The following is a 13,604-nucleotide window of genomic DNA, read 5'->3' as shown; positions in this document are numbered from 1 at the left end:
AGTCTGCTGTAATGAAAAACGGCGGGAAGGCCCGTGCACCCGCCATTTTTCCGGCCTCCCTGGTATGTATTCCAGGGATATTGTGTGCTTGCAAGAACCATATCAACAGATAAAGCGCCAGTCGCCCTGTATCAAAATGACTGCTACCCTTTCAAAAACAAGAATATCTGCGTCCAAATACCATGATGATTCCATGCTGCGGCTTTGGAATTGGGCTTTATTGGCGGGGCTGGTACTGAGCTTTCCCCTGAGCTTTGTATTGCCGCAAAGCCTGAGCTGGGAAAATGGATTCCTGGAGAATATCCAGGCCGTGACCCTGCTGCTGGGCATGGTGGCGGCCTTGGTTGCGGCACGGCGGCAGAAGCACTCCTTCGCGGCCCCCCTGTGGTGGATCGCCTCCTTGTTCTGGCTGGCCTTCCTGGGGCGTGAACTGGCCTGGGGCGCGGCGTTCCTGCCCAGCCTGGAGGCCGGCAAGTGGGGGCCGGTGATCAGCTCCCAGGTCCTGTGGTACCGGCCCGCCGTCAAATGGGTGGTGGGTGCCATGCTGCTGCTGTGCTGCTATTGGTTCGTGCGCCACGGAGTCTGGAACAAGGTTATCAAGCGCCTGGTGCGCGAGCATGCGCTGCCGATATTCAGCCTGGCGATATTTGCCGCAGCCATGGTGATTTCCACCAATGCGGAAGGGCATGGATTCATTGTCCTGCAGCAATGGTTTGATTATCAGGTGATCGTGTTGGAGGAGCTGGTGGAAACCTTTGGCTATATGGCACTGTGGCTGGCGCAGTGGGCGCTGGTCAGGTATGTTGCTGGCTGGCAGGAAGATATTTGAGTCAATATTGATCAAACCGGCCGCCTGCATATTCCCGGTGTAATGCGGCAGATTCAGGGGCCGGTAAGTCGCCAGTAAGACGCAATCGGGGAGCATGGCTGTTTTCCCCGCAGGTTTGCCGCTCCCGTGGCAGGCCGACGGAGCCTGAAACGACAGAACATGCCATCGCAATGCAAGCCTCCATCTACCAGGACGTGATAGGTATCCAGGCGGCGGGCCAGGCGTATTCCCTGGGTTCGCGCTTCCAAGAATGCAGCCAGCACCGTGCCGTGCGGCTGGAGACGATCTTCGAGCTGGTCATCCTCAAGTTCCGCGAGGATCTGCTGCAGGCGCTGGCCGAGGAGCCGCCAGGCCCTGCGCGCCACCTGCGCGCCTACGTGCGCTGCGTCTGCGAGCATGCCCTGTCCCGCCAGCGCGGCCAGAAGACGGCCGCACAGTTGCTGACCCGCGCAAGATTCCAGAACATATGGTTTGATTTCGTGGACGCGGCCTGCGCCGACGATCTGGTATCCGAGGACATTGCCCTGCAATGCCGCGCCATGGTCGAGGACCTGTGGGTCATCCATGTGCTGGTCGAGCCCATGGCGCCGCAGCGCATCACCGGGATCAGGGAGCATTTGCTGTCCCTGTGCGGCAACGACGGAAACCATGAATCGCATCGCATTAATTGAGGACCATGCCAGGCTGGCCACGCTGGTCAGCCGCTCGCTGGCCAACTCCGGCATAGAGACCGACGTCTTCCACCAGATCTCCACGGCCTGGCTTGCCCTGCAGGACATCGACTACGGCGTGATCGTCATCGACCGCGGACTGCCCGATGGCGACGGCCTGCAACTGGTGCAGCGCCTGCGCGCCGCGGGCCGCTCCACGCCCTGCCTGATGCTCACGGCCCGTGACGCGCTCAGCGACCGCGTGGGCGGCCTGGAGGCCGGTGCCGACGACTACCTGACCAAGCCCTTTCCCATGGAAGAACTGATCGCCCGCGTGCGCGCCCTGCTGCGCCGCCCGGCCCTGGTGCAGGAGCTGGCGCCGCAGCTGGGCGACATCAGCATCAGCCCGCAGCAGGCGTGCATGCACTGCGCGGGCTCGGCCATCGCGCTGCCGCCGGCGGAGCTGCAGATCATGCTCAGCCTGGTGCGCAAGGCCGGCGCCACGGTGCGCCGCTCCACGCTGGAGGCGGCGGCCTGGGGCATGAGCAGCGTGGTCACGCCCAACGCCCTCGATGTGGCCCTGCACCGGCTGCGCCGCAAGCTGGCCGCGGCCGGCTCGTGCATGGAAATCGTCAACATCCGGGGTCAGGGCTATGCGCTTCGCGAACCTTTGCTGGCCCGGTAGCCTGCGCTCGCGGCTGCTGGCCGTCTATGGGTTGAGCATGGTGTTCAGCGCGCTGCTGGTGGGCGCGCTGGTGATCCTCGTCGCCAAGCCCTTCGACAGCTATGCGCTGCAGCGCGGCATGGGGCATGCGGCCGAGAAGCTGGCCGAATGGGTGAGCTTCGACGCCAAGGGCGTGCCCCAGGGGTTCAGCGAGCGTGAACTCAAGGCCTGGATGCTGACCAGCCTGGGCGAGGAAATGCAGCTGCGCATCACCGATGCCCGCGGCCGCGTGGTTTTCGCCCCCAACGGCGAAATGCAGCCGTTGACGCAGACTGGCCAGGGCTTCGACCCCGAGCTCAAGGCCTTTGCCTACGAGCGCGGCGGCGTGGTCATGCGCGCCGGCACCGCGCCGCTGGTGCACGACGGCACCACCTGGCATGTGCAGGTGGCCGTCAGCGACCGCATGGTGGACTGGCTGCGCGAATCGGTGGGCCTGCCCGCGCTGTGGCGCGGCATGGTGGCCATCGGCGTGGTCTTCCTGGTGGTGTTCCTGTTCTCCACGCACCGCACGCTGCAGCGCATGCTCAGGCCGCTGGGCGTGGCCGCGCAGGATGCGCAGCGCATCACCCCGCAGACGCTGGGCACGCGCCTGCAGCCCAAGGACCTGCCGCGCGAGTTCGCGCCCCTGGTCGAGGCCTTCAACCACGTGCTGGACCGGCTGCAGGCCGGCTTCAGGAACCAGCAGGAATTCCTGTCCATGGCCGCGCATGAGCTCAAGACGCCGCTGGCCCTGATGCGCGTGCAGATCGAACTGGAGCCCGAGGACCGGCGCAGCCCCGAGCTGCTCAAGGACGTGGACCACATGGCGCGCCAGGTCCAGCAGCTGCTGCACCTGGCCGAGGTCTGCGAACACCAGCGCTACCGCATGGAAGACATTGCGCCGGCCGACATCATTGGCGAGGTCTGCGACTTCATGGCCCGCGCCTCGGAAAAATGCGGCGTGCACATCCACTGCGAGGTCAAGGACGATGCCCCAGCCTGGCGTGCCGACCGGGGCGCGCTGTTCGTGCTGCTCAAGAACCTGATCGAGAACGCCGTGCAGCACAGCCCGCAGGGCGCCACCGTCACCGTGAAGGCCTGCGGCCTGGGCTTCTCGGTGCTGGACCGGGGCCGTGGCGTGCCGCCCGAGGATCTGCCGCGCATCTTCGAGCGCTTTTGGCGCAGCAGCGAGCGGCGCGACCTGGGCGCGGGCCTGGGCCTGCCCATCTGCCTGGAAATTGCGCGCGCCCATGGCTGGACGCTCACGGCCCTGCCCGGTGCCACGGCGGGGCTGGAGATCCAGGCCCGCTTTGCCGGGCCGGTGCGGGAGCCCGCGCAGCCGTTCAACCGCCCAGCAAGGCCTTCTTGAGCTGATCGTCGGCCGGGTGCGGGCCCAGCCAGATGCCCAGCAGCGCCTGGAAGAACTCCGGCTCCTGGAAGGGAGCGCCCTGGGCCTGGCCCTTGACGAAGACCTGGGCGCCCTGGCCCGGCACCCAGTCCACCGAGAAGTTCTCACCCGGCAGCAGCTTCTTGTGCTGCGTGAAGATGTCGCTCATGCGCAGCACGCCGGGCACCAGGCGTGAGAAGCGCGCGCGCTCCATGTTGTCCTCGATCCCGCGCGCGAACAGCTTGCCCAGTTCGGCCGAATCGATCTCGCGCAGCATGGTCACGCTCACGCGCTTGGGGCCGGGCAGGGCCGCGATCTCCTGCAGGCTGGCGGCCGGTTTCTCCAGGTACAGACCCGCCGTGTAGACCTTGAAAATGGCCTTGTAGCGTATGCCCGCGCCATTGAGCTGCAGCGTCTGGCCGCCCACCCCGGCCTGCGCGGGATAGGCCACGCCCGCGACGGTGCGCGCAGGGTCCTGGGCAGTGGCGGCCAGCGGCATCGCCAGCGCCATGGCCAGGGCGGCTGTCTTCATCCAGCGGGGCAAGGCGGTCATGGTGTCTCCTGCGCGGGGGGGCTGTGGCCCGGTTGCGGTTTGTTACGTCCGGGCGAGATGTTGTGGGGATTGGAGAGGGGTGGCAACAGGGTTTTCGCGGGCCGGGGGATGGCGCTGCTTTGGCGGCGTTTCCGCACTGATTCTCTTTGCAAGCCCCTGTCGGGGCGTTTCTTTTCGAGGCCGGGTTTCGGCCCGGCGGCCGACTCACTTTCTTGTCTCGCTACAAGAAAGTGAGCAAAGAAGAGCGCCCGGATGTCCGCGACCCCTTCGCTTCGCTGCGGGGCAGGCGCTGACATACGGGGAGTTTGCCCGGGCCTTCGCTGCGCTCGGCCGGGTGGGCGAGAAGCCTTGGGCGTTTCAGCCCAGGACGTTCTTCAGCAGCGTCTTTTCCTGCTCCGTGAGGGCGGCGATGCATTCGTCGCCCAGGGCCTGCAGCAGCCGGGTGCTGTCGGCGTTGGCGACATCCAGGCCCAGGCGTTTTTGCTGGGCCGCGGGCTGCGTGAAGTTCAGGCGCAGGTAGTTGCTGGTGCCCAGTTCCTGGCGGGCCGCTTTCACGGCCTGGACTTCCTGGGCGGCCATGACCAGGTCCAGCAGGGGCTTGACCAGGGTCAGCCCGCGCCGGGGCATGGCCACGGGGTCCTGGCCCTGCTGGGGGTTGGCGGTGCCTATGCTGATCATCACGATGTCGGCGGCCGGCCCCCAGAGCTGGCGTGCGGCCTGCAGGGCCAGCAGGTCGGGCGCATTGGCGGCGAGTCCGCCGTCCACGAAGACATGGCCCGCTGCGGCGTGCGCGGGAAAGTAGGTGGGTGCGGCCGATGTGGCCAGCATGGCGTCCATCAGCGTCAGGCCCAGCCGGTCCTTGTCGGGCATCGGGCCGCTGGCCAGCACCTGCAGCTGCGATGAATTCCAGTTGACGGCGGGCAGCAGCAGCGGCACCTGCAGTTGCCCCAGCGCGGACTGCTCCGCTTGCGGCATGGCCTCCTTGATCGCTGCGCGCAGCGGGGCGCTGTCATAGAGCGCCTTGCCCACGGCCTGGCGCAGGCCGGGCAGCCATTTGGAGGGAAAGATGGCGGGGCCGTGGTCCAGCAGCAACTGCTTGATGCGCGCGGGCTGGCAGCCGCTGGCCAGGGCGGTGGCGATGATTGCGCCAATGGAGGTGCCGGCGAACAGGTCCACTTTCTCCAGCAGGTCGCCGTTGCCGAATTCGCGGTGGATGCGCTCCAGGACATGGGCGCTGAAGAGGCCGCGATAGCCGCCGCCCGACAGGCTCAGGACGACCCGGCGTCGGCGCAGGCCCAGGCGCACCGCGCTGGACAGGGGCGGTACGTCGAAGTCCATCACAGCGCGTGCACGGTGACGCCCCGGGCGGCAGCCTGCGCCAGGTAGAGGTTGGCGGGCTCGGTGTAGCAGACCTTGAGCAGGTCGGCCGTGGCGATGAGCAGCCGCAGGTCCTGCGCCAGCGGCGCCGTGCCCTGCGGGCCCTGGCTGTCCAGCGGCGCGAAGTTGCGCCATTCGATGAAGCGCTCCAGCACCTTGTTGTCCACGCTGGTCAGCATGGAGGCGCCTTCGGCGCGCAGGTTGGCATACAGCGCGTCGAGCAGGGAGAACCATTCGTTGCGGTCGCGCAGGTCATGGAATTTTTCGGCCACGGCCGCCTTGGCGATGGCCATGGACAGGTCGCTGACAATGCAGTCCAGCGGCCGGATGGTGGAGAACCACTGCAGGGTCGCGGGCTCCTGGTTCGCCATCCACAGCAGGCAGCGGGGGCCCAGCAGGTAGCGGCTCATGGCGCGCGCCGGGCCGGTACCTCGATATCGCCGCGCGCCCCGGACATCTGCGCAGCCGAAAGATCCATGGCCTGGCGCGGCAGCGGCAGCGATCTGCAGATGTCGGCCACCGTGCGGGGGGCGCGCTCGTTGGCGGACAGGGCCACCATGTGCTCCTCGCTGACGATCACGTAGCGCTTGCGGCCCTGGGAGATGAGGGCCACCCCGTCGTGGTCGGCCTGTTTGAGCACCGCACCGTACTGCGCCTTGAAGACCGAGATCGGCATGGGCGTGGTGTTGCGCGGCATGGCCGAGCCGACCTGGTGGCTCAGGTCCCGCAGGGCGCGGTTCAGCGGGTCGCGTTCGCCCTCGGGCAAGGCAGCGTCGGTGCGGGCGGAGAAATGGGACGGCATGGTCGACCTTTCTGGTCAGGTTGTGCTGCCATTGTTGGTCAGGCTGACCAGGGTGTCAATTGTGGCCATGGCAGGCCCCTGCGGCGCCCCCGCAAGGCGCCGGTCCGCACTTGTACCCGGCCGCGTCTGCGCTACACTTGCCCGCTATGTTCATTCATCGCATGTTCATTGCAGGTTGTGGAGACCGGGGAGCCTGGCCCTGGCGCAAGCCTGTCCAACTGAACAGCTGAAGCACCCGGGGCGCGACCCGGCGTGCACCCGAGGCCCTACGGGCCAATCGAATGAATCGGCGCAATCCATGCGCAGCCCGCACCCCACACCAGGTCTGCCAGCGCCACGCAATCCGGAGTCTTCCCCGTGATCACCGAACTCGAATTCAAGAGCCTTGCCGCGCAGGGCTACAACCGCATCCCCCTGATGGTGGAGGCGTTTGCGGACCTCGAAACCCCTCTGTCCCTCTACCTCAAGCTGGCCCATGCGGGCGGTGACGGCAAGCACAGCTTTTTGCTGGAGTCCGTGGTGGGCGGCGAGCGCTTCGGGCGCTACAGCTTCATCGGCCTGCCTGCACGCACGCTGCTGCGCGCCAGCGGCTTTGGCGAGGCGGCGTGCACCGAGGTGGTGACCGACGGCCAGGTGGTGGAGACTGCCACGGGCAATCCGCTGGATTTCATCGCTGCCTACCAAAAGCGCTTCAAAGTGGCGTTGCGCCCGGGTCTGCCGCGCTTTTGCGGCGGGCTGGCCGGCTACTTCGGCTACGACGCCGTACGCTACATCGAGAAGAAGCTGGAAGATTCCTGCCCGCCCGACACGCTCAACTGCCCCGACATCCTGCTGCTGCAGTGCGAGGAAGTGGCGGTGATCGACAACCTGTCGGGCAAGCTGTACCTGATCGTCTATGCGAACCCCGGCGAGAGCGAGGCCTATACGCGCGCCAAGAAGCGGCTGCGCCAGTTGAAGGATCTGCTGCGCTACTCGGTCAGCGCGCCGCAGATCAAGGCCGGTGAGAGCCATCCGGCCCAGCGCAGCTTTGCCAAGGAAGACTACCTGGCGGCCGTGGAGAAGGCCAAGGAGCTGATCGCCGCGGGCGACTTCATGCAGGTGCAGGTGGGCCAGCGCATCCACAAGCGCTTCACGGCCAGCCCCTTGAGCCTGTACCGTGCGCTGCGATCGCTCAATCCCAGCCCCTACATGTACTACTACCACCTGGGCGATTTCCATGTGGTGGGCGCCAGCCCCGAGATCCTGGTGCGCCAGGAGGGCACGGACGAGGGCCAGAAGGTCACCATCCGCCCGCTGGCCGGCACGCGCCCGCGCGGCGCCACGCCCGAGGCCGACAAGGCCACCGAGAAGGAGCTGGTGGCCGACCCCAAGGAACGCGCCGAGCACGTGATGCTGATCGATCTGGCGCGCAACGACATCGGCCGCATCGCCAAGACGGGCAGCGTGAAGGTGACCGAGGCCTTTGCCGTGGAGCGCTACAGCCACGTGATGCACATCGTCAGCAACGTGGAGGGCATTCTGCGCGACGGCATGGACAACATGGACGTGTTCAAGGCCACCTTCCCGGCCGGCACGCTGACGGGCGCGCCCAAGGTGCATGCCATGGAGGTCATCGACCAGCTGGAGCCCACCAAGCGCGGCATCTATGGCGGCGCCTGCGGCTACCTCAGCTTTGCGGGCGACATGGACCTGGCCATTGCCATCCGCACGGGCGTGATCAAGGACGGCACGCTCTACGTGCAGGCGGCGGCCGGCGTGGTGGCCGATTCCGTGCCCGAGATGGAGTGGAAAGAGACCGAGCACAAGGCCCGCGCACTGATGCGCGCGGCCGAGCTGGTGGAGGAAGGACTGGAATGAGCACGGACCACGCCCGACGCGCCATCGACCTGGTGCAGCACTGCACCGACATGCTGGATGTGCGCCGCAATGTGGATGCGCTGGACGATGTGCTGGTGCCGCTGCTGGTCACGCGCATGGGCTACATGCAGCAGGCCGCGCGCATCAAGGCCGATGCGGCCCAGGTGCGCGACGAGGGCCGGATCGAGGCCATCGTGCGCCGCGTGCGCGAGCGCACGGCCGCCGAGGGCGGCCAGCCCGACATGATGGAGGCGGTGTACCGCCACCTCATGGAGGAATGCATTGCCTACGAGCACCGCGAGTTCGCGCGGCTGCGCGAAGGCGGTGCGCAGGACGATCGTTCCTAGCCCGGCAGCCAGCGCAGCGCATGGCGCGCTGCCACCCATTCCTCGTTCGTGGGCTCCACGCCCACGGTGACGGCGCTGCCGGTGGCCGAGATCACGGCCGCATCGCGCGCATTGGCCTCGGCGTCCAGCCGCAGGCCCAGAAAGCCCAGGCCCTCGCACACGCGCCGCCGTATCTCGGCGCTGTGCTCGCCCACGCCTGCGGTGAACACCAGCAGGTCCAGGCCGCCCAGCACGGCGACCAGGGCGCCGATCTCGCGCACGATGCGCCGCACGTACAGGGCCAGCGCATCGCGCGCACGCTCGGCCTGGGCATCGGCGCCTGACTCCAGCGGCAGCAGCACGCGCGGCTCGGACGAGGTGCCCGAGACGCCCAGCAGGCCGGACTCGTGGTACAGGATGCGGCCCACTTCCTGCAGGCTGAGCTTTTCGATTTCCATCAGGTAGATCACGGCGCCGGGGTCCAGCGCGCCGGTGCGCGTGCCCATCATCAGGCCGTCCAGCGCAGAGAACCCCATGGTGGTCGCCACGCTTTGCAGGCCCTGCATGGCGCACAGGCTGGCGCCGCTGCCCAGGTGGGCCACCAGGGTGCGCCCGCGTGCCAGGTCGCCATGGCGCTCGGGCAGGGCGGTGGCCATGTATTCGTAGGACAGGCCGTGGAAGCCGTAGCGGCGCAGCCCGCGTTCCCAGGCCGCATGCGGCAGGGGCAGCAGTTGCTCGACCTTGGGCAGCGTGTGGTGGAAGGCGGTGTCGAAGCAGGCCACCTGCACCAGTTCGGGCCGCTCGCGCAGCAGGATGTCCATGGCCTCCAGCGCAAAGGGCTGGTGCAGCGGCGCCAGCGGGATGAAGGCCTTGAGATCGGCCAGCACGCCGGCATCCACGCGCACGGGCTCGAAGTAGCGGCTGCCGCCGTGCACCACGCGGTGGGCGACGGCGGCCACGCGGGCGCCGTCCAGCTGCGCCAGGCGCGCGGTGATGCGCTCGCGGATCAGCTGCAGCGCGGCGCGGTAGGGGTGGGCCGCGTCCAGGGCAATGGCGAAGGGCGGCACGCCGCTCTCGCCGAAGTCGGGCGCGGGCCCGCCTATGCCCTGGACCTTGCCGTTCCACAGCGGCTTGCGCGGCAGCGGGCGCTGGGCACCGTCGAAGACGGCGAACTTGATGCTGGATGAGCCGCAGTTGAGCACCACGACCAGTTCGCGGGCGGGGGAGGATGCGGTGTGGGCAGGGATCATGGCGGGGAGTTCCGGTAGCGGTGGGCCAGCAGCAGGGCGATGGCGCAGGAGGCGATGCGCGAGGAGCGGCTGTCGGCGCGGCTGGTCAGGATGACGGGCACCTTGGCGCCCATGACGATGCCGGCGCTGGCCGCCTCGCCCATGTACATGAGCTGCTTGGCCAGCATGTTGCCGCTTTCCAGGTCGGGCACGACCAGGATGTCGGCCTGGCCCGCCACGGGCGAATCGATGCCCTTGGTGCGCGCGGCGGCCATGGACACGGCGTTGTCGAAGGCCAGCGGCCCGTCGAGCACGCCGCCTTCGATCTGGCCCCGGTCGGCCATCTTGCACAGCGCGGCGGCGTCCAGCGTGGCCGGCATGTGCGGGCTCACGGTCTCCACGGCGGCCAGGATGGCGACCTTGGGCTCGGGCACGCCGATGGCATGGGCCAGGGCGATGGCGTTGCGCACGATGTCGGCCTTTTGCTGCAGGTCGGGCGCGAGGTTGATGGCCGCGTCGGTGACGATGAAGGGGCGCGGATAGTGCGGCGTCTGCAGCACGAAGCAGTGGCTGACGCGGCGCTTGGTGCGCAGGCCGGCGGCGGCGGCCACCACCTCGGCCATGAGCTCGTCCGTGTGCAGGCTGCCTTTCATGATGGCCTCGACCTCGCCGCAGGCGGCCAGCTCGGCGCCGCGCGTGGCGGCGGCATGGCTGTGCGGCACGTCCTCGATGCGCAGGCCGCCCAGGTCCAGCCCGTGCTCGGCCGCCACGGCCTCCAGCCGCGCGCGCGGGGCCACCAGCACGGGGTCGATCAGGCCTTCGCGGCGCGCGTCCAGCGCGGCCGAGAGGCTGGGCTCGTCGCAGGGATGGACCACGGCCACGCGGATGGGCGGCAGGCCGGCCACATGGGCCAGCAGGCGCTGCAGGCCGTCGCGTCCACCGGCTTCCAGGCGGATCTCGGGCAGGCTGGTGCGCTGGCGCTCGATGTGGCGCGCAGGCGCATGCACGGTGGCCTGGCCCTCGATCACGGCGGTGCCATGCTGGTTGGTGCAGGCCACGGCCAGCGTGACCTGGCGCTGCTCGGCCTGCTTTGCCAGCACCTGCACGCGCACGGTCAGCCGGTCGCCTGCGGCCAGCGGCGCCAGAAAGCGCAGCGTCTGGCCGACCAGGGTGGTGCCGGGGCCGGGCAGGCGCGTGCCCAGCACCGAGGCCAGCAGCATGCCGCCCCACATGCCGTGGGCGATCAGGGCCGTGTCGTCATCGTCGGCGCCGGCAACCGTGCCAGCACCGGCACCGGCACCGGCACCGGCACCAGCGCCGTCGGCCACGGCCGCGCCCGACAGGGCGGCGAACAGGCGCAGGTCCTGCGTGCTCAGCGTACGTTGCAGGCTGGCGCTGTCGCCCACGTCCAGCTCGTCGAAGCTGTGGTTGCGCAGCAGGGCCAGGTCTTCGGGCGGCAGGGCCGCATCTGAGGCAGGGGAGAGGTTCATCGCTTCTTTCGGGTACCGGTGTGCGCGCGACTGGCCGGTGCGCGCGGGGTGGGCTTGGCGGCCGGTGCTTCGGGCGGGGCCGCCTCGCTGGGAGCCTCCCTGGCCTGCGCCACCTCCAGCGCCTGCACGAAATGCGCCATGGCCTGCAGCAGGCGCTGGTGCTCGGCATCGCTGAGGTTGCCGCCCTGGTTGGCCAGCTCGTCCACCGTGGTCATGCCCCAGCGGATATCGGCCGCCGGCGAGGCGGCCAGCAACTGGGTGATGCCGGCCATGGCGGCGTCGGGCTCGCGCTGCATCAGCAGGGCCTGGCGGCGCACGATGCGGCGGAACCGGGCCATGTCGGGCGGCACGCCGCCCAGGTGGTCCTGCAGCAGCCGCCAGGCGTGGCGGAAGTGGCGCTCATCGGCCTCGCCGCGGGCGCGCAGCACGTGGAACAGGGCGCGGATGACGGCCTCGTACAGCCCGCCCTGGCCCACGCTTTCGTGCAGCCGCGCCAGTTCCTGGCGCATGTACAGGCAGTGCTCGGGCGATTCGCCCGGGTGCGGGCGCGGCGGGCCGTCGTCCTGCCGGCTCTGGCCGGCCAGGGCCTGGACCAGCGGTGATCCATAGATGGCGTGGAACAGCCGCGCCTGCATGGCGTCGCGCTGGTCGCGGTAGGTGTCGAGCATATGCACCACGGCCTGCGACATGGCCTGCTGCGCCTTCAGAAAGGGGTTGTCGGGCTCGACGGGGTGGCGGTCCTCGCGCGCATGCTCGGCGGCCTGGACCACGACGGGCGCCAGCGGGTGCGAGTCCGACCAGCATTCATAGCCCACGCGCAGCGGGTGCATGGCCTGCAGCCAGCGCGCAGACAGCGGCGTGGACAGAGCCTGCACCCAGGGCTGCACGGTGTTGCGGTACAGGGCCAGGTTGATTTCGGAGACGCGCGCGGCAGCGGCGAAGTGGCGCTCGCTTTCGGGGTCGGGCCGGACGATGCCGCGTACCTCGGCCAGGTCGCTGCGGCGGATCTTCATCAGGTAGGCGGCGTCGGTCAGATCCTGCGGCGGCACACCGGCCGGGCGGTCGGCGATCTCGGCGCGGTAGATGCCAGCGGGCAGCAGGTCGATGATGTCGATGTGCGCCGCGAACTCGCGGTGCTCCTTGCGGCCCACGGCGCCCGAGACAAAGATGCCCAGGTGGCCGATGCTGTCATGCGTGGCGAAGACGATGGTCTGGTCGTGGGCGGCGATGTCCTCGTCGTCGCGGTACAGGTCGGTGATCCAGCCCAGGGCCTGGCCCGGCGGCGTGATGTTGTCGCCGTGCGAGCAGAACACCACGATGGGCGAGCGGATGTTGCGCAGGTCGATGCGCACGCCGTCCGAGGTCGTCAGCTCGGCCGTGGCCAGCCGGTTGCCGATGAACAGGTTGTCCACGATGTACTGCATCTCGCGGCCTTCCAGGAAGACATAGCCGCCCCAGTACTTCTCGAAGCCCAGGTAGCGCGGCCCCTCGGTGTCCACGTCGGCATAGACCTGGTACTGCTTTTCCCACAGCGTGTTGGCCGGGTTGAGGTTCTCGAAGTTCTGCACCAGCCATGCGCCGTCGAAGCGGCCTGCGCCCAGGTCGCTGGTCAGTGCCGTCATCCAGCTGCCGCCCATGAGGCCGCCGCCGTAGCGCATGGGGTTGTCGCCGGCCCAGTACGACAGCGGAGCGCCGGCCACGATGATGGGGCCGAACAGCTCGGGCCAGACGGCGGCCGTCATGAGGATCTGCCAGCCGGCCTGGCAGTTGCCGATGACGGCGGGCTTGCCCCGGCTCTCGGGGTGCAGCTCGGCGACCTTGCGCACGAATTGGGCCTCGGCGCGCATCACGTCCTCGACGGACTGGCCGGGCACGGGGTCGGGCAGGAAGCCCACGAAGTAGCAGGGATGGCCGGCCTTGAGCGCGGCACCGATCTCGCTGTCTGGCTTGAAGCCGCCGATGCCGGGGCCGTGGCCCGCGCGCGGATCGACGACGATGAAGGGGCGCTTGGCCGGGTCGATGACCGTGCCCTCCATGGGCGCGATGCGTGCCAGGCCGTAGTTGACGGGGCGCGGCAGGTCCAGGCCCGACATCACGATCTCGGCCTGGAAGCTCAGTACGTTGGGCACTTCCTCGGCCAGGTGCTCACGGTACTGGTTGCCGCGCTGGCGCCGGATGTCGGCATACAGCAGCGAGCGCTGCCAGGCATCGGTGGCGTACTGTGCGGCTGCCTGCGACAGCTTCAGCGGATCGCCCCACATCCCTCCCACATCCACGGTGTCGTGGCTCTGCAGGTTCTCGTTCATCTGGCCCACTCCTTTACCGGCATGTCATGCCCTGCTCGTAGATTGCGTGTGCGTGTGCGTGTGCGTGTGGCTGGTCGCGGATGGCCGCCATGCGG

Annotated in this window: 13 protein-coding genes; 6 read left to right on the top strand and 7 right to left on the bottom strand. The window is 68.7% G+C overall.

Annotation, left to right across the window (positions count from 1 at the left end):
* Positions 1-136: 136 nt before the first annotated feature.
* The 4 genes from ACFPFG_RS17465 (at position 137) to ACFPFG_RS17450 (ending at position 3,551) form a co-directional block, all read left to right on the top strand.
* Positions 137-829 carry a hypothetical protein gene (locus ACFPFG_RS17465; protein WP_183020727.1) on the top strand — a complete coding sequence of 231 codons (693 nt, stop codon included), beginning with the start codon at positions 137-139 and terminating at the stop codon, positions 827-829.
* 170 nt (positions 830-999) lie between these two features.
* Positions 1,000-1,500: a hypothetical protein gene (locus ACFPFG_RS17460; protein WP_043820125.1), complete on the top strand. Its 501-nt coding sequence runs from the start codon at positions 1,000-1,002 to the stop codon at positions 1,498-1,500.
* The gene (locus ACFPFG_RS17455) at positions 1,478-2,164 is read left to right on the top strand and encodes a response regulator transcription factor (RefSeq protein ID WP_013804692.1); all 687 of its coding nucleotides are present in this window, start codon (positions 1,478-1,480) and stop codon (positions 2,162-2,164) included. The genes ACFPFG_RS17460 and ACFPFG_RS17455 overlap by 23 nt, the downstream gene beginning before the upstream one ends.
* Positions 2,133-3,551 (top strand): sensor histidine kinase, encoded by a 1,419-nt coding sequence (locus ACFPFG_RS17450; RefSeq protein ID WP_183020729.1) that lies wholly within the window; start codon positions 2,133-2,135, stop codon positions 3,549-3,551. The genes ACFPFG_RS17455 and ACFPFG_RS17450 overlap by 32 nt, the downstream gene beginning before the upstream one ends.
* On the opposite strand, the gene ACFPFG_RS17445 is transcribed toward ACFPFG_RS17450, so the two are convergent.
* The 4 genes from ACFPFG_RS17445 to ACFPFG_RS17430 all read right to left on the bottom strand — a co-directional run bounded on the left by ACFPFG_RS17445 (position 3,526) and on the right by ACFPFG_RS17430 (position 6,301).
* Entirely contained in the window at positions 3,526-4,122 is a 597-nt protein-coding gene (locus ACFPFG_RS17445) for a chalcone isomerase family protein (protein ID WP_183020730.1), read from the bottom strand. The two genes, ACFPFG_RS17450 and ACFPFG_RS17445, sit on opposite strands and share 26 nt — an antisense overlap.
* A 357-nt stretch (positions 4,123-4,479) precedes the next feature.
* A complete protein-coding gene (locus ACFPFG_RS17440) occupies positions 4,480-5,460 on the bottom strand; it encodes a CBASS cGAMP-activated phospholipase (RefSeq protein WP_197954074.1) in 981 nt (326 codons plus the stop codon).
* A complete protein-coding gene (locus ACFPFG_RS17435; protein WP_380107594.1) occupies positions 5,460-5,909 on the bottom strand; it encodes a hypothetical protein in 450 nt (149 codons plus the stop codon). The genes ACFPFG_RS17440 and ACFPFG_RS17435 overlap by 1 nt, the downstream gene beginning before the upstream one ends.
* Entirely contained in the window at positions 5,906-6,301 is a 396-nt protein-coding gene (locus ACFPFG_RS17430; RefSeq protein ID WP_380107592.1) for a hypothetical protein, read from the bottom strand. The genes ACFPFG_RS17435 and ACFPFG_RS17430 overlap by 4 nt, the downstream gene beginning before the upstream one ends.
* A 357-nt stretch (positions 6,302-6,658) precedes the next feature.
* On the opposite strand from ACFPFG_RS17430, the gene trpE reads away from it, so the two are divergent.
* Entirely contained in the window at positions 6,659-8,158 is a 1,500-nt protein-coding gene (trpE, locus tag ACFPFG_RS17425) for an anthranilate synthase component I (protein ID WP_183020732.1), read from the top strand.
* The gene (locus ACFPFG_RS17420; protein WP_183020733.1) at positions 8,155-8,505 is read left to right on the top strand and encodes a chorismate mutase; all 351 of its coding nucleotides are present in this window, start codon (positions 8,155-8,157) and stop codon (positions 8,503-8,505) included. Before trpE ends, ACFPFG_RS17420 begins: the two co-directional genes overlap by 4 nt.
* Here ACFPFG_RS17420 and ACFPFG_RS17415 read toward each other — a convergent pair.
* From ACFPFG_RS17415 to ACFPFG_RS17405, 3 genes are read right to left on the bottom strand one after another with little or no spacing between them, the layout of a single operon-like run.
* Positions 8,502-9,734, bottom strand: coding sequence for an acetate/propionate family kinase (locus tag ACFPFG_RS17415; RefSeq protein ID WP_012202686.1), 1,233 nt, complete (start codon positions 9,732-9,734; stop codon positions 8,502-8,504). The two genes, ACFPFG_RS17420 and ACFPFG_RS17415, sit on opposite strands and share 4 nt — an antisense overlap.
* On the bottom strand, positions 9,731-11,203 hold the full coding sequence (locus tag ACFPFG_RS17410) for a bifunctional enoyl-CoA hydratase/phosphate acetyltransferase (RefSeq protein ID WP_380107587.1): 1,473 nt from the start codon (positions 11,201-11,203) through the stop codon (positions 9,731-9,733). Before ACFPFG_RS17410 ends, ACFPFG_RS17415 begins: the two co-directional genes overlap by 4 nt.
* Positions 11,200-13,509 (bottom strand): DUF3141 domain-containing protein, encoded by a 2,310-nt coding sequence (locus ACFPFG_RS17405; protein WP_183020736.1) that lies wholly within the window; start codon positions 13,507-13,509, stop codon positions 11,200-11,202. The genes ACFPFG_RS17410 and ACFPFG_RS17405 overlap by 4 nt, the downstream gene beginning before the upstream one ends.
* Positions 13,510-13,604: the final 95 nt, after the last annotated feature.

Origin of the sequence: Delftia deserti, from assembly GCF_042653485.1 — a bacterium.
Taxonomy (GTDB): Bacteria; Pseudomonadota; Gammaproteobacteria; order Burkholderiales; family Burkholderiaceae_C; genus Comamonas; species Comamonas acidovorans.
Note: the sequence above shows the minus strand (reverse complement) of the source record. Positions and strands in the feature narration are given on the sequence as shown.

What these genes read in the sequence shown, in the direction of transcription:
- ACFPFG_RS17450 (WP_183020729.1), top strand. Translation starts at nt 2,133, where the DNA reads ATGCGCTTCGCGAACCTTTGCTGGCCCGGTAGCCTGCGCTCGCGGCTG.
- ACFPFG_RS17455 (WP_013804692.1), top strand. Translation starts at nt 1,478, where the DNA reads ATGAATCGCATCGCATTAATTGAGGACCATGCCAGGCTGGCCACGCTG.
- ACFPFG_RS17415 (WP_012202686.1), bottom strand. Translation starts at nt 9,734, where the DNA reads ATGATCCCTGCCCACACCGCATCCTCCCCCGCCCGCGAACTGGTCGTG.
- ACFPFG_RS17460 (WP_043820125.1), top strand. Translation starts at nt 1,000, where the DNA reads ATGCAAGCCTCCATCTACCAGGACGTGATAGGTATCCAGGCGGCGGGC.
- ACFPFG_RS17410 (WP_380107587.1), bottom strand. Translation starts at nt 11,203, where the DNA reads ATGAACCTCTCCCCTGCCTCAGATGCGGCCCTGCCGCCCGAAGACCTG.
- ACFPFG_RS17420 (WP_183020733.1), top strand. Translation starts at nt 8,155, where the DNA reads ATGAGCACGGACCACGCCCGACGCGCCATCGACCTGGTGCAGCACTGC.
- ACFPFG_RS17440 (WP_197954074.1), bottom strand. Translation starts at nt 5,460, where the DNA reads ATGGACTTCGACGTACCGCCCCTGTCCAGCGCGGTGCGCCTGGGCCTG.
- ACFPFG_RS17430 (WP_380107592.1), bottom strand. Translation starts at nt 6,301, where the DNA reads ATGCCGTCCCATTTCTCCGCCCGCACCGACGCTGCCTTGCCCGAGGGC.
- ACFPFG_RS17445 (WP_183020730.1), bottom strand. Translation starts at nt 4,122, where the DNA reads ATGACCGCCTTGCCCCGCTGGATGAAGACAGCCGCCCTGGCCATGGCG.
- ACFPFG_RS17405 (WP_183020736.1), bottom strand. Translation starts at nt 13,509, where the DNA reads ATGAACGAGAACCTGCAGAGCCACGACACCGTGGATGTGGGAGGGATG.
- ACFPFG_RS17435 (WP_380107594.1), bottom strand. Translation starts at nt 5,909, where the DNA reads ATGAGCCGCTACCTGCTGGGCCCCCGCTGCCTGCTGTGGATGGCGAAC.
- ACFPFG_RS17465 (WP_183020727.1), top strand. Translation starts at nt 137, where the DNA reads ATGACTGCTACCCTTTCAAAAACAAGAATATCTGCGTCCAAATACCAT.